The organism is Aminivibrio pyruvatiphilus (genome assembly GCF_004366815.1).
Classification (GTDB): domain Bacteria; phylum Synergistota; class Synergistia; order Synergistales; family Aminobacteriaceae; genus Aminivibrio; species Aminivibrio pyruvatiphilus.
Genome location: NZ_SORI01000025.1, coordinates 19932 through 33192 on the forward strand (window position 1 = coordinate 19932; position 13261 = coordinate 33192).

15 protein-coding genes are annotated in these 13261 nt (G+C 58.2%); 7 read left to right on the top strand and 8 right to left on the bottom strand.

The window, feature by feature from the left end; genetic code table 11:
• Nucleotides 1-39 precede the first annotated feature (39 nt).
• On the top strand, nucleotides 40-417 hold the full coding sequence (locus tag C8D99_RS13405) for a cupin domain-containing protein (RefSeq protein WP_133959017.1): 378 nt from the start codon (nucleotides 40-42) through the stop codon (nucleotides 415-417).
• A 16-nt stretch (nucleotides 418-433) separates the two neighbouring features.
• Here C8D99_RS13405 and C8D99_RS13410 read toward each other — a convergent pair whose 3' ends face one another.
• Entirely contained in the window at nucleotides 434-898 is a 465-nt protein-coding gene (locus tag C8D99_RS13410; protein WP_133959018.1) for a hypothetical protein, read from the bottom strand.
• A gap of 113 nt (nucleotides 899-1011) precedes the next feature.
• Here C8D99_RS13410 and C8D99_RS15265 point away from each other — a divergent pair, with 113 nt between their 5' ends.
• Entirely contained in the window at nucleotides 1012-1173 is a 162-nt protein-coding gene (locus C8D99_RS15265; RefSeq protein WP_166670194.1) for a hypothetical protein, read from the top strand.
• Between the two features lie 55 nt (nucleotides 1174-1228).
• Here C8D99_RS15265 and gpt read toward each other — a convergent pair whose 3' ends face one another.
• Nucleotides 1229-1714 (bottom strand): xanthine phosphoribosyltransferase, encoded by a 486-nt coding sequence (gpt, locus tag C8D99_RS13415; protein ID WP_133959019.1) that lies wholly within the window; start codon nucleotides 1712-1714, stop codon nucleotides 1229-1231.
• A 228-nt stretch (nucleotides 1715-1942) separates the two neighbouring features.
• On the opposite strand from gpt, the gene C8D99_RS13420 reads away from it, so the two are divergent.
• The 5 genes from C8D99_RS13420 to C8D99_RS13440 all read left to right on the top strand — a co-directional run bounded on the left by C8D99_RS13420 (nucleotide 1943) and on the right by C8D99_RS13440 (nucleotide 7448).
• Complete coding sequence (locus C8D99_RS13420) at nucleotides 1943-3028, top strand: BMP family ABC transporter substrate-binding protein (RefSeq protein WP_243833951.1); 1086 nt, start codon at nucleotides 1943-1945, stop codon at nucleotides 3026-3028.
• A 101-nt stretch (nucleotides 3029-3129) separates the two neighbouring features.
• The gene (locus C8D99_RS13425; protein ID WP_133959021.1) at nucleotides 3130-4683 is read left to right on the top strand and encodes an ABC transporter ATP-binding protein; all 1554 of its coding nucleotides are present in this window, start codon (nucleotides 3130-3132) and stop codon (nucleotides 4681-4683) included.
• Complete coding sequence (locus tag C8D99_RS13430) at nucleotides 4680-5765, top strand: ABC transporter permease (protein ID WP_208321195.1); 1086 nt, start codon at nucleotides 4680-4682, stop codon at nucleotides 5763-5765. Before C8D99_RS13425 ends, C8D99_RS13430 begins: the two co-directional genes overlap by 4 nt.
• 1 nt (nucleotide 5766) lies before the next feature.
• Nucleotides 5767-6696: an ABC transporter permease gene (locus tag C8D99_RS13435; RefSeq protein WP_133959022.1), complete on the top strand. Its 930-nt coding sequence runs from the start codon at nucleotides 5767-5769 to the stop codon at nucleotides 6694-6696.
• A 47-nt stretch (nucleotides 6697-6743) separates the two neighbouring features.
• On the top strand, nucleotides 6744-7448 hold the full coding sequence (locus C8D99_RS13440) for a DUF554 domain-containing protein (RefSeq protein ID WP_133959023.1): 705 nt from the start codon (nucleotides 6744-6746) through the stop codon (nucleotides 7446-7448).
• A 97-nt stretch (nucleotides 7449-7545) separates the two neighbouring features.
• On the opposite strand, the gene C8D99_RS13445 is transcribed toward C8D99_RS13440, so the two are convergent.
• The 6 genes from C8D99_RS13445 to C8D99_RS13470 all read right to left on the bottom strand — a co-directional run bounded on the left by C8D99_RS13445 (nucleotide 7546) and on the right by C8D99_RS13470 (nucleotide 12975).
• The gene (locus C8D99_RS13445) at nucleotides 7546-8352 is read right to left on the bottom strand and encodes an SDR family NAD(P)-dependent oxidoreductase (RefSeq protein WP_133959024.1); all 807 of its coding nucleotides are present in this window, start codon (nucleotides 8350-8352) and stop codon (nucleotides 7546-7548) included.
• A 17-nt stretch (nucleotides 8353-8369) separates the two neighbouring features.
• Entirely contained in the window at nucleotides 8370-9170 is an 801-nt protein-coding gene (locus C8D99_RS13450) for an acetoacetate decarboxylase family protein (protein ID WP_133959025.1), read from the bottom strand.
• Between the two features lie 196 nt (nucleotides 9171-9366).
• Nucleotides 9367-10116, bottom strand: a complete 750-nt coding sequence (locus C8D99_RS13455; RefSeq protein ID WP_133959026.1) for a M15 family metallopeptidase — start codon at nucleotides 10114-10116, stop codon at nucleotides 9367-9369.
• Nucleotides 10117-10132: 16 nt separating this feature from the next.
• Nucleotides 10133-11422 (bottom strand): TRAP transporter large permease, encoded by a 1290-nt coding sequence (locus tag C8D99_RS13460; protein WP_133959027.1) that lies wholly within the window; start codon nucleotides 11420-11422, stop codon nucleotides 10133-10135.
• A gap of 1 nt (nucleotide 11423) precedes the next feature.
• Nucleotides 11424-11930 (bottom strand): TRAP transporter small permease, encoded by a 507-nt coding sequence (locus tag C8D99_RS13465; RefSeq protein WP_133959028.1) that lies wholly within the window; start codon nucleotides 11928-11930, stop codon nucleotides 11424-11426.
• 7 nt (nucleotides 11931-11937) lie between these two features.
• On the bottom strand, nucleotides 11938-12975 hold the full coding sequence (locus tag C8D99_RS13470) for a TRAP transporter substrate-binding protein (protein ID WP_133959029.1): 1038 nt from the start codon (nucleotides 12973-12975) through the stop codon (nucleotides 11938-11940).
• Nucleotides 12976-13261 lie beyond the last annotated feature (286 nt).

A 13261-nucleotide genomic window follows, 5' to 3' on the forward strand; every position in this document is an offset into this window, starting at 1 on the left:
AAGGGAATAAATCCAATTTATCCAGGGAGCGTGAACTTCATGACCTGTTCCAAATGCCACGCCGGCAGACTGAAAGACATCCCGCAGGCTCACGATGCGGTCCAGCCTGCGGGAATAGAGCGGCGGATCGTCTTCGCGCCGGGGAAATTCTGGGACGATTACGTAGCCCGCTTTTTCACCGTTGAAAAGGGAGCCCAGACCCCCTTCCACACCCACGACTGGCCTCACTACGTGCTTATTATGGGGGGCTCCTGCGACGCCAGGATCGACGGCGAGACCTACCGGCTGGAAGGCGGCTGCTGGGCCCATGTTCCGTCCGGCGTGGAGCACAACTTCACCAATACGGGCGACTCGCCCCTCGAATTCGTCTGCATCGTTCCCCCCAAGGGAGATCCCGCAGGCACCCGGAAGGCGTGACGCACCCCGGAACGGCTCAGCCTATGGGGAACTTCACCAGGGGCGGAAGCCAGGGATAGACGGAGGCGAGGAAATAGGGATTCAGGGCGAATATGACGAAAAAGCCCATGGCCATGGCGGAATGAAATACGGAGAGAAGCCCCCTGTAGGGCTCCCTTTTCGCCACGATCCCCAGGATTCCTTCGCAGATGACGAAGGCGGAAATATAATACAGCCACCCGTTCGTTCCGGGTTCGAGAAGGAACACCATGGTGCGGAGCACGCAGTAGGCCGACCAGATGCCGAGCACATAGGTCTGGGCGACGGTAAGGACGATCTTCACCAGAAAGGCGAGAGCCCTGGGAATTACCTGCCCGCTTCCTTCCATGGAATCGAGGGTGGTGAAAACGGAGCCTATGAGGGGGACTACGTAGCGTACGTATCCTCCGGAGAGGATCCACCCCCAGAGAAGAAGGAAAAAAGCGTAGTTGAAATAATGCACACGGACCCCGCCTTCCCGAAGAAATGATTGGATGTTCCTGATTATACCTCTTTTTTTCCGGGGCGCTCCGGTGTGATATAATCAGGCAAAAGGAAAGCGGGAGGTGGAACTGCATGGAAGGTATTTCCGCTGCGTCCCGGAGCTCCGCGGCACAGGACGTACAGCTTGCCGTTCAGTACTCCGTAATGAAACAGGTCACCGACCTTCAGAAGGACATGCTCTCCCAGCTTATGCAGAGCATGGGCATAGGCCAGAACATCGACCTTCTCGCCTGAGAAAGCCGATCCAAAAAGAACTGCCGGAAAGGGGGGACGAAACGTCCCCCCTTTTTTACTGCTGTTCGGCGATGGGCTTGGCGTAGGAGGTTTCCGCGTCCCACGGGAAGAGTATCCAGGTGTCCTGGCTGACTTCCGTGATGAACGTGTCCACGAAGGGGCGCCCTTCCGGCTTGGCGTACACGGCGGCGAAGTGGGCCTTCGGCAGCATTTCCCGGACGACCCTGGCCGTTTTTCCAGTGTCCACCAGGTCGTCGATGATGAGCCATCCTTCCCCGTCCCCCCGGATTTCCTTGAGAACGGAAATCTCTCCCTGGTTCCGGATAGTGTAGCTTGACACACAGACCGTGTCCACCAGCCGGATATTCAGTTCCCTGGCGATGATAGCGGCGGGGACGAGCCCTCCCCTGGCAATGCCTATGATTCTCTCCCATTTGGCCAGACCCACCAGGCGCCAGGCAAGGGCCTTGCAGTCCCTGTGGATCTGCTCCCATGAAATGGGGTATGTCTTGTGATACCGTTCGCTGGACACGCCGAACATTCCTCCTCGTCGCCGAAAAATTATGAGCTATTATTGTAGCATGACGGGAAGGGAAAGAAAGACGGTGCGGCAGGCCCTCTTTTCCGGGGGAAAAAGCCCGTTTTTCCGTTGTCCGGCTGCTTTTGCCGGTCTTCATGAAACGCTGGGACCCGGATTCCTAAATCAACCGCGGCAATGTATAATAGCGTTGGGCAGAGGGCCCACATTTTTAACAGGGAGGTAGAAAACGTGAAGAGATTTTCTGTGCTTCTCGCTCTCGCGGTCGGTTTCATTTTCTGCAGCGCGGCATTTGCCGCCTTTCCGCCGGTCCCGGTGGAAAAAATCAATCCCGGTTTCATCTACATAGGCCCCATCGGCGACGGCGGATACACCTTCATGCACGACAAGGGAAGGCTCTTCATGGAAGAGGCGTTCCCCGGCCTGAAATCAACCTACGTGGAATCAGTTCCGGAAGGCCCCGATGCAGCGAGGGTCATGGAGACCCTTGTGCGGAACGGATCGAAGGTGGTGTTCGCCAACTCTTTCGGCCACATGGATTTCGTCCTTGAAGTGGCAAAGAAGTACCCCGAGATCATTTTCATGCACTGCTCCGGATACAAGGTTGCCGAGAACGTCGGAACCTACTTCGGAAGGATGTACCAGGCGCGGTATCTCTCCGGGCTCGTGGCGGGGAGCATGACGAAGAAGAACGTCATCGGCTACGTGGCAGCCTACCCCATCCCCGAAGTCATCCGCGGCATCAACGCCTTCACCCTCGGCGTGAGGAAGGCCAACCCCAACGCGGAAGTCCGGGTCATCTGGATCTTCTCCTGGCTCGATCCCGGCAAGGAAAAGGAAGCCGCAAAGGCCCTCATTGACGCAGGGGCAGACGTTCTGGGCATGCATGCCGATACGGGTGCAGCACCTCAGGCCGCCGAAGAAGCCGGAATCTACGTGGTCGGATACAACAACGACATGAGCAACTACGCTCCCACGAAACACCTCACCGCACCCATCTGGAACTGGGGCATCGTCTACAGGGACACCATCCGGCAGGTCGTGGAAGGAACATGGAAGTCCGAGCAGGTCTGGATCGGACTGAAGGAAGGCATGGTCGACCTGGCACCCTTCGGCAAGGATGTGCCTGACTCCGTAAAGAAGCTCGTGGAAGACGAGAAGGCCAAGATCCTGGCCGGCGGCTGGGACGTGTTCCACGGCCCGGTGAAGGACCAGGGCGGCGTTGTGAAGGTTCCCGGGGGAACCGCCATGACTGATGCCGAAATGCTCTCCATGAACTGGTTCGTCGAGGGCGTGAAGGGAGATATACCCAAATAGGCCGATCTTTTGTATGATAATAGCAGGGAGATTCTCGAGGGCGCGAATTTCCGCGCCCTTTTTTTCGCCCTCCGCAATTCCGAACACAAGGAGGAAATGGGATGAATCAACGCAAGCCGCTGGTGCGCATGGAAAAGATCACGAAGCGGTTCGCCGGCGTAACGGCAAACCACGACGTGGATTTCGACGTGCGCCCCGGAGAAGTCCACGCTCTTCTCGGAGAAAACGGCGCGGGGAAATCCACGCTCATGAATATTCTCTACGGCTTGTACCGTCCGGACAGCGGCTCTCTCTTCATCGAAGGAAAGGAGTTGGCCTTCTCATCCCCCGGGGACGCCCGCAAAGCAGGGATCGGCATGGTTCACCAGCACTTCATGCTCATTCCAAGCCAGACGGTATGGGAAAACATGATCCTCGGCCTTGACGGGCTCCCCTGCATCCTGCCCAAGAACGACATACGGGACAAAATCTCCTCCCTCTCGTCGAAATACGGCCTCAGGGTGGACCCCGACGCAAGCATCTGGCAGCTCTCCATAGGGGAGCAGCAGCGGGTGGCAATTCTCCAGATGCTCTTCCGGCAGGCGAACATCCTCATCCTCGACGAGCCTACGGCGGTGCTCACCCCCCAGGAGGCGGAGCACCTCTTCGAGACCGTGCGGCAGATGACCTCCGAGGGCCACGGTGTCGTGTTCATCTCCCACAAGATGGACGAGGTCATGGGCCTGTCGCAGAGGGTGACCATCCTCAGGAAGGGAAAACTCGTCGGCACGGTGGAAACCTCAGCCACGTCCAAGGAGCAGCTCGCCGAGATGATGGTGGGACAGAAAATGATCTACTCCATAAGCAAACCCCCGCTCGCCCCCGGCGACCCGGTCCTTGAATGCGCCTCCGTCTGTGCCCTCGGCGACAGGGGTTTTCCAGCCGTAAATCATGCCACATTCATGGTACGCCAGCGGGAAATTCTCGGCATAGCGGGAGTGGCCGGAAACGGACAGCAGGAATTGTGCGAAACGCTCGTGGGCCTGCGGAAAGTCGAATCGGGAACCATTCGGGTCAACAGCCGGGAGATGACCAACGCCCTGCCGAAGGATTTCATAAGCCAGGGCGTCCATTACGTTCCCGCCGACAGGAAGGGAACGGGCCTTGTTCCAAACATGAACGTGAGCGAAAATTCCATTCTGAAGCGGTACTGGAACCGCCCGGTGTCCCGGGGACTCTTCCTGAACTGGAAGGAAGTGTTTGCCTTCGCCCGGGAGCTTGTCTCCAGGTTCAACGTGAGTACCCCGTCCATGGAAACACCGGTCCGCAACCTCTCCGGGGGAAACCTGCAGAAACTCATGCTGGGAAGGGAACTGAGCGATTCCCCCGCCGCCCTGCTTGCGGTCCATCCCACCTGGGGACTCGACGTGGCTGCCACCAAGTTCGTCAGGGATCAGCTTCTTCTCCACCGGGAACGGGGAGGAGCAGTCCTTCTCGTGTCCGAGGACCTGGAGGAACTTATCGCCCTGAGCGACAGGCTTGCGGTGATGTGCAAGGGCGAAATCATGGGAATTCTTGATTCCCCTTCCTCGGTGCCGGTGGAGATCATCGGCCTGATGATGGCGGGTACACCCCTTGCGAAACTGGAAAAGTGCGAAGGAGGGACCGTCCGGTGAGAATCAAGATCGAACCCCGGCTGACTTCGACTTGGAAACTTTCCGTCGCCATCCCCTTTTTCTCCCTTGCTGCGGCGATCATTTCGGGGGGAGTGTTCCTCCATTTCATGGGAGTCTCCCCCCTCCAGGCGTACCGGGCTATTCTCACATCGGCCCTGGGAGACGGCTACGGCCTCAGCGAAACGGTGGTAAAGGCCATTCCGCTGATCATGGCGGGCATCGCTGTTATGCTCTCCTTCACCATGCTCATCTGGAACATCGGCGCCGAAGGGCAGATCTTCATGGGCGCCATAGCCGCCACGGCCATGGTCCGGTTCTTCTATAGCGACAACAGGACCGTCATGCTCCTGCTCATGTTTCTTGCCGCAGCGGTTGCAGGCGGTCTCTGGGCGGCCATAGCGGGATATTTCAGGGCAAAATGGAACGTGAACGAGATCATCACCACCCTGATGCTCAACTACGTGGCCATGAACTTCCTCAACTATTTCGTCTTCGGCCCCTGGAGAGATCCATCGAGCCTGGGTTTCCCCATGACGCCTCCCTTCCCCGATTCAGCCAGACTGCCCGTCTTCTGGGGCACCCGCATTCACGGTGGGCTCGTCCTGGCGCTCCTTCTTCCCCTCCTTTTCTGGGTCATTCTGAGGTTCACCCGATGGGGGTATGAAATCAGGGTCATGGGGGAAAACCCGAAAGCGGCGGGATTCGCCGGAATGAGTTACCTGAAGAACGTGGTCCTCGTCATGTTCATCTCAGGGGCCATAGCGGGAATCGCTGGGATGTGCGAGCTTTCGGGACTCCAGGGAAGGCTTCAGCACGGCTTCTCGGGCGGGTACGGCTTCACCGCCATCATAGTGGCATGGCTCGCCCGGCTCCACCCCATCGCCATCATTTTCGTGTCCTTCCTCATGGGGATCCTGCTCGTGGGGGGCGAAACGCTCCAGATCGTCATGAGGCTCCCCCTCTCGAGCGTCATGGTGCTCCAGGGCCTGATCCTGTTCTTCGTCCTCGGCGGGGAATTCTTCCGGAAATACACCCTGAGGATCATCCCTGCGAAAGATACTCCTCACAAGGAGGGGGCATAAAATGGAAATGATCATCCCCATCCTGACCGCCGCAGTCAGGAGCGGAACTCCAATTCTCTACGCCACCCTGGGGGAGATTCTCACGGAAAAGGGCGGGATCCTCAACCTCGGCCTTGAAGGCATCATGCTCATGGGCGCCTACACCGGTTTTTCCGTTGCTTATTCCACGGGCAGCGCATGGCTCGGCGTGGCGGCTGCCTTTCTCGTGGGCACGCTCATGGGCCTTGTTCATGCCTTCATCTGCGTTTCCCTGAAGGGCAACCAGGTGGTCAGCGGCCTCGCCCTGACCATGTTCGGCACGGGGGCAAGCTCCCTGCTCGGAAGAAACTTCGTCGGCTTCACCATTCCCGGGCTTCCCCGGATCAGTGTTCCTCTCCTCGCCGACATTCCGGTGATCGGCCCCGTGTTCTTCTCCCATGACGCCCTGACCTATTGCTCCTACGGTCTGGTGATCTTTTTCTGCTGGTTCTATTCCTCCACCCGGCCCGGACTCTACCTCAGGGCAGTGGGAGACAACCCCAGGGCAGCGGACGCCATGGGCATTTCGGTGACGAAAACCCGGTACTTCTACACCCTGGCGGGGGCAGGCATCGTGGCCGTCGGAGGCGCCTACATGTCCCTGGCCTATACGAAGATGTGGGGGGAGCTGATGACCGCCGGACGGGGCTGGATCGCAGTGGCTCTCGTCATTTTCGCCATCTGGAATCCTGCACGGGCAGCCCTCGGCGCCTATCTCTTCGGAGGAGTGGAAGCCTTCCAGCTGCGGCTCCAGACCGCGGGAACCACCATCCCCACCCCCGTGCTGATGATGCTTCCCTATCTCATGACCATCGGCGTGCTGCTCTTCATTTCCATAAAAAAGGGAAAGGGCATCGTTTTCGGAGCCCCGGCATCCCTGGGAACACCATTTTTCCGGGAGGAAAGGGACTGACTCCCTTTTTCCCCATCTGCTGAAAAGTACAGGAGGATTCTATTATCGTGGATTTCTTTTTTTCCCATGTCCCGGCCTCGGGGAGCGTTCTGAACGCCCTTGCCATCGTGATCGGCTCCCTCGCGGGACTTGCCCTTCACTCCCGCCTTCCCCAGAGATTCGTAGCCATCACCTTCCAGGGACTGGGCCTGCTGACCCTGTTTCTCGGCGTTTTTATGGCACAGCGCACCCAGAGTTTTCTTGTCATGGCCTTCAGCATCGTGGGAGGTTCCCTGCTCGGAGAATACCTGGACCTCGAGAAGGGACTGAACCGGCTGGGCGAATGGACGAAGGCAAAAATCCGCTCCGAGAACGAAAAGTTCACCGAAGCCTTCGTGGCTTCCTCCCTTCTTTTCTGCGTGGGCTCCATGGCCATTCTGGGAGCCATCGAGGAAGGCATGGGGGAGTTTCCGAGGCTCTTCGTCACCAAGTCGCTCATGGACGGCATGGCGTCTGCTGCCATGGCCGCCTCCATGGGCCCCGGGATCGTGTTCTCGGCCATTCCCGTGCTGCTCTACCAGGGAGGGATGACCTTTCTCGCGGGAACGGTGCAGACAGTTATGACCCAGCCCGTCATCGACGAAGTGAGCGCCGTGGGCGGCCTCCTTCTTCTCGGCATCGGCCTCTCCATACTGGAGATCAAACGGGTCAAGGCGGTCAACATGCTTCCTGCCCTTCTGCTCGCCGGAATACTCGCATCCTTTTTCCGGTAGGTCCCCTTGAAGGAACTGGAAGGGGGAGCCTCGGGAAGGCTCCCCCTCTTCTTTTAACGCTGCAGACTGCCTTTCCGCGGGATCGCAGCGGCAAATCTCAAAAATAGGTGCCCTTCGTCCTGTAGTTCTCCCTCCGCTCATCGGCAAGCTTCCGGGCAAACTCGTCGAACATGTCCTTCTTCGTCCTGTAAAGGGCGTCAAAATCCCGGGCCGACTGGGGAAGAACGATCACCACAGAGTGTTTCTCCATTTCGGCGAAAATGTATTCCACCGCCTCCTCCACGCTTATGGAGTCGGGGGGAGGGGTCATTTCGCCGAAGATCGCCGTCCGGACATTGGCGGGGCAGAAAACGCTGAACCGGAGGCCTTCGTTTTCCAGCTCGTACTGGAGACTTTCCGTCATGGATATGACGGCGCTCTTGGTGGCGGCATACACCGCCTGGTAGGGAACGGGGACCCGCCCGGTGATGGAGCCGGTGTTGACGATATGGCCGAAGCCCTGCTCCCGCATGAGGGGAATGGCGCTGTACGTACCGTATACCACTCCCATGAGGTTGAGGTCCACCACGAATTTCCAGATCTCGAAAGTAATCTGCTCCGTGGGAAGGGTCATTCCCATGCCTGCGTTGTTGAAGACAAAATCGAGATGGCCGTCGAAGTCCTTCGCATCGCTCACAAGTTTTTTGACTTCGTCAGGCTTTGTGACATCCGTCAGCACGGGAAAGACTTTCCCTGGATATTCCGAACTCAGCCTGCGCGACTCGCGGGTGAGGTTTTCCTCCTTGAGGTCGCCCATGAACACCGCCCGGGCGCCTCTTGCAAGAAGACTCTCCGTAATGCCGAGGCCCAGGCCGGAAGCGGCCCCGGTAACAGCAGCTACCTTGTTTTCAAAGTATCCGTTCATGACTCCTCTCCCCTTTCTTACGGCAGTCTTCTCGAATCGCCCACGTTCAGCCTGGCGACTCCCTTGAACATGGCCCCTCCGGCCATTTTCCGCACGGGAAGGGAGGCAAGGGTACTGATGATCCGCGCCTGCAGAGGATGTTTCCACCAGTCGGGGGGAGTCCAGAGCAGCCGCCCCTCCCCTTTCCAGCCTTTCTTCACGGTCATTTCCTGTGGGTAGAGAGTGGCGTGGCTCAGGGAAGCCCCTCCCTTTCCCAGGTTGGGGAGATACCTCCACCCGAAGTAGTTTACCTTCGACCGGGCGTTGAGCTGCCCTATTTCGGTTTCCCCCAGTTCTTCCTTCCGCGAGAATTCGAGGGAGAGGAATGTATGGGACTCGTAGCTCGCGGCAGTGAACCACTCGTCTCCGTAATGGCGCTCAGAAGCGATGTCGGCGTAGACTTTCGGCATGCCGTCCTCTTCCCGTCCCCCCAGGATGGGGCACGCCTTGTTCTCCCAGATGACGAAGACATACTCACCCTCCAGTCCCTCGGCATTTCCGACATACCGGACGGGAGAAGACGCCTGGATGAGCCTGTACTCGCCGCCCGTCATCCAGTCCACTTCCCGCGCATTGGCGAACTGCACGTTCACCATCGGCGCCAGGAGTTCAAAATCCTCCGGGAGAATGGACAGGAGGGCTTCCGGGTCTGTTTCAAACATGACGGTAATCCCCGTCATGTCTCCATAGACCGTTCTTACCGGGGTGAAGGGATCCCCCCCGAAATGGACCGGCATCTTGTAGACGGAGTCATCCCTGAGCACAAACTTTCCCCTCATGATCTTCCTCCCCTTTCAGAATCAGATATGCAGGCATGACAGCATTTATTTTGCAATATACTCCCTATTTTGATTTTTTTCCACCCTTTTCACTCCTGTCCTGCCGCACGGACAGTGGCACGGGACAGGGCAGGCAATAAAAAGGCCGGAGGCACGGGCCTCCGGCAGATATCATCGCCATATTTAAAAAAAACCGTTAGGAAGACTTCCAGCGAAACTGCGGTTCAGCGGTGCCGTAAGGGGCCGTTTTTTCTCCCCTGAGCAGCGCCCAGTTCTGGTTACCGTAATCGTAATGCCACCATTCGTCCGGGTAATTCGTGAAACCGGCCCTGGTCATGACGGCATAGAGCATCCTCCTGTTGAAAAGGGCTTCCTCTTCCGAAGCGGTCAATCGCTCCTTCGCCGCCAGTTTTTTCTCGAAATAATCCGTAGCCGACCTTTCCGTAGTTTCATCAAAATCCGCCCCCATGGGGAGACACAGCCCTGTTTCATCCACAATGGTGAGGTCCACGGCTCCTCCCGTGACATGAGGAGAGGGATGGGCCGGGGATACGGAAGGCAGAGCCACGAACTGGGAGGCCAGCGACGTGATTTCCTGGTCGTCGAGCAGGGGCATCTTTTCCCTCAGTTCCGACCTGAATTTCTGGAAAAGGGAGGTCTGGACCATCCGGGGTCTCCAGGAATCGAGCAGGACGAAGCGGCACCCCTGGGGCAGCAGGTCAGCCGCCCTGCTGAGACGCACGAGCACCGAGCGTCGGACGAAACATTCGGGAATGGAGCCCTCGATGCCGTGAATATAATACTGGGGGCTCACGATGATCTTTTCCGGAAGATAGCCCGCTGAAACGAGGGGTTCACCGCACTCCTCCACGGGTATCCGCCGGGAAGCGTCCCATGAAAATGAATCCGGAAGGCAAATCGGAATATCCTGATAGGGGTGGTTCATTCTCCTGCTCCTTCCCTCAGAGATTCAGCAGCCGCGGAAGCAGCGTGGTCAGCGGCGGGAACGAAATGATGACCAGCAGCACAAGAAGGGCCACGCCGATGAAGGGCCAGATGTGGACGAACACGTCCGCCAGCTTCACCCTTCCCACGGCGGCGACAATGTAGTTGCACGCTCCCATGGGAGGCGTTATAAGGGCTATGGTAACGTTGAGGGTCATGACGACACCGAAATGGAAGGGGTCGATCCCCGCCTTCAGGGCTATGGGTGCGAAGATGGGGGTGAGAAGGGCAAGGGTGGAAACCTCTTCCATGAACATGCCGACGGGGAAGATGATCGCGCTCAGCACTATCATGAGAAGCCACGGCTTGTCCAGCAGTCCCGCCTGGAGGATGAGAGACGCGAATCTCTGGGGAACCTGCTCCCACTTGAGGAGCCACCCGATGACTGTGGCGGCTCCCATGATGAGAAAGATGGAGCTGGAAAGCCTCACCGTTTCATAAAAAGATTCCGCCAGTGCCCTCATGGTGAGCTGCCTGGTGTAGAAAAGCCCGGCCAGAAGGCAGTAAGCCACCGCCAGAGCCCCCGACTCTGTGGGAGTAACGATCCCGGTGACGATTCCCCCGACGATGATCACGGGGGCGAAAAGGGCCGCCAGGGAACGGATGAGGATCTCCTTTTTCCGCTTCCGGACTTCGGCAAAGTCCGCCACGGGGACCTGATACCTGTGGGAATAGACATAGTTCATGGCCATGAAGGCCCCTCCGAGGACAATCCCCGGAAGAATACCGGCGGCGAACAGTCCCCCGATGGAGGTGTTGGTCATGGTGGCGTAGATGATCATGAAGATGCTCGGCGGAATGATGGGACCGATGAGAGCGCTTCCCGCAGTGAGCCCGGCCGCGTAGGGAGGGGAGAAGCCGTCCTTCACCATGGCGGGAATGAGAATGGAGCCGAGAGCCGAGGCGTCCGCCGCGGCGGAGCCGTTGACTCCCGCGAGGATGATCCCCCCCACCACGTTGACATAGCCGAGGCCGCCCCTGACAGAGCCCACAAGGAGCCTGCTGAAGTCAAGAAGGCGGTCGGTAAGGCCGGAGCGGTTCATCAGGATGCCCGCAAGGATGAAAAACGGAATGGCCATCAGGGAGAAGACATCCATCCCTCCGAAAAACTGCTGGCCCATGACCCTGAGAAGGGACAGATCCCCCAGCATCACGATGCCGAAGAGGGACGTGGAGAGCAGCGAAAGATAGAGGGGAACGCCGAGTACCATGAGAATCAGAAAGGCGAAAAGCATGGACAGACCCATTTCATCCCCTCCTTCCGATGGTCTGCAGATGCATCAGGACAGTTCCCGCAAGAAGCAGGGCCAGGCCCACGGGTATGGAGAGAAGGGGTATGGTCTTGGGAATGTTCAGCGCCATGGTTTTCATGTGCCACATCTGGACGGCGTTGACCCATCCAAGCCAGATCATGAGGGAGAGGATTCCCGCTGCGAGCAGGAAGCGCCCCCATTCCACAATTCTCCTCAGGACAGCGGGAAAGCGGGGAACCACAAAGTCGATGACCATGTGGTCCCCCTTCACCGCCGCACCCAGAGCGCCCATCATCACCATCCATACGAGAGAGAAGCGGGCCACTTCTTCGGTCCAGATGATGGAACTTTTCAGCACATATCGGCAGAAAATGCCGAGGAGAATATCGCCGACATTGACCAGCAGGAGGAAACAGGCAGTCCATGCGCTGATCCGCTCAAGCCTGCGGGTCCAGCCGGCGAGACCGCTCCCGTTCTGCTCAGGGTGACGGGCGGGTGTCATGGCGACGCTATTTCGCCTTCTCGTTCGCGTTCTTCGCGCACTCGAGGGCGAGGTTGAGCCATTCCTCACCAGCCCTGGACTTCAGCCATTCCACGTAGGCCGGCTGGCCGGCGGCGCGGAACGCGTCCATCTCTTCGTTCGTGGGAGCATAGGCAATCATTCCCTTTTCCACGAGGAAGTCGATATCCTTTTTATCCTGATCGGCCATGGCCTCGCGGTTCAGGGCGTTTGTCTTCTTGCCGGCCTCGATGACGGCCGCCTTGTGCTCCGGCGTGAGGGAATCGAGGAAATCGCCGTTTATCACCAGGAACTGGTCGGAATACTGGATGTTGGCCAGGGTGAGGTATTTCTGCACTTCATGAAGGCTTCCCATCTTGATGTACATGGCGGGATTCATCTGGCCGTCCACCACGCCCGTCTTGAGGGCCATGTAGAGTTCGGTCCACGGGATTGGGGTTCCGCTGGCGCCGAAGGATTTGTACAGGATGACCTGTCCTTCGTCCATGCCGCGGAATTTCAGTCCCTTGAAGTCTTCGGGAGAACGGATTTCCTTCTTGTTGTTCGTAAAGGCGAGGAAGCCTCCCTCCTCCACGGCTTCGAGGAGATAGGCGCCCGTGCGCTTGTGGAACTCTTCCTGCGCCTTCTTCCAGTACCGGCTTCCATCGAAGAAGAAGTGGGCAGCCTTGTAGCTGTTGAACATGAAGGGAACGGCGGAAGCGTAGATTTCCGGAAAGACCGGCGCAACGCCGGCAAAGGAAGCCACGTTGATGATGGGCTGGTTCATTCCCTGCTTCGAAAGCAGCTCCATCCTCTCTTCCTCGTTCCCGAGCTGGCTGTCCGGGAAGAGTTTCACGACTACTTCGCCCCCGGTGCCCTCGGCCACCAGTTTGGCGAAATTCTCCGCGAAAAGGTGCACCGCGTTGTTTTCCGCGTCCGCCGGGCCGTTGTAGGACATTTTAACCTCCCGGGCAGCCTCGGCCCCGAAGGGAACCGCCAGGCAGAACACCGCAACCGCAAAAAGCACCGCAAACCTTCCGAACTTCATCTTCACTACCTCCTTCAGAACGATATGGGATTCTTCTTCCGCCGGGAGGGGCGGAGAAATCGGTTCCATTCTTCCACACTTTTCCCTTTCAGTCCAGACAACGGAGGCAGCCTAAATCCGCACCCTGAAAAATAAAAAACCTCTCTGGACTGTTCGGAGAACAGTGTTAAGGTAGTGTTTGCGACGACACGACCCTTCACCAGAGAGGTGCGATCATTATGACGGAAAAGGCCAAGAAAATCCACATCGAACTGAAGGGCGGAGAAAGCGGAATAACATCCTTCGC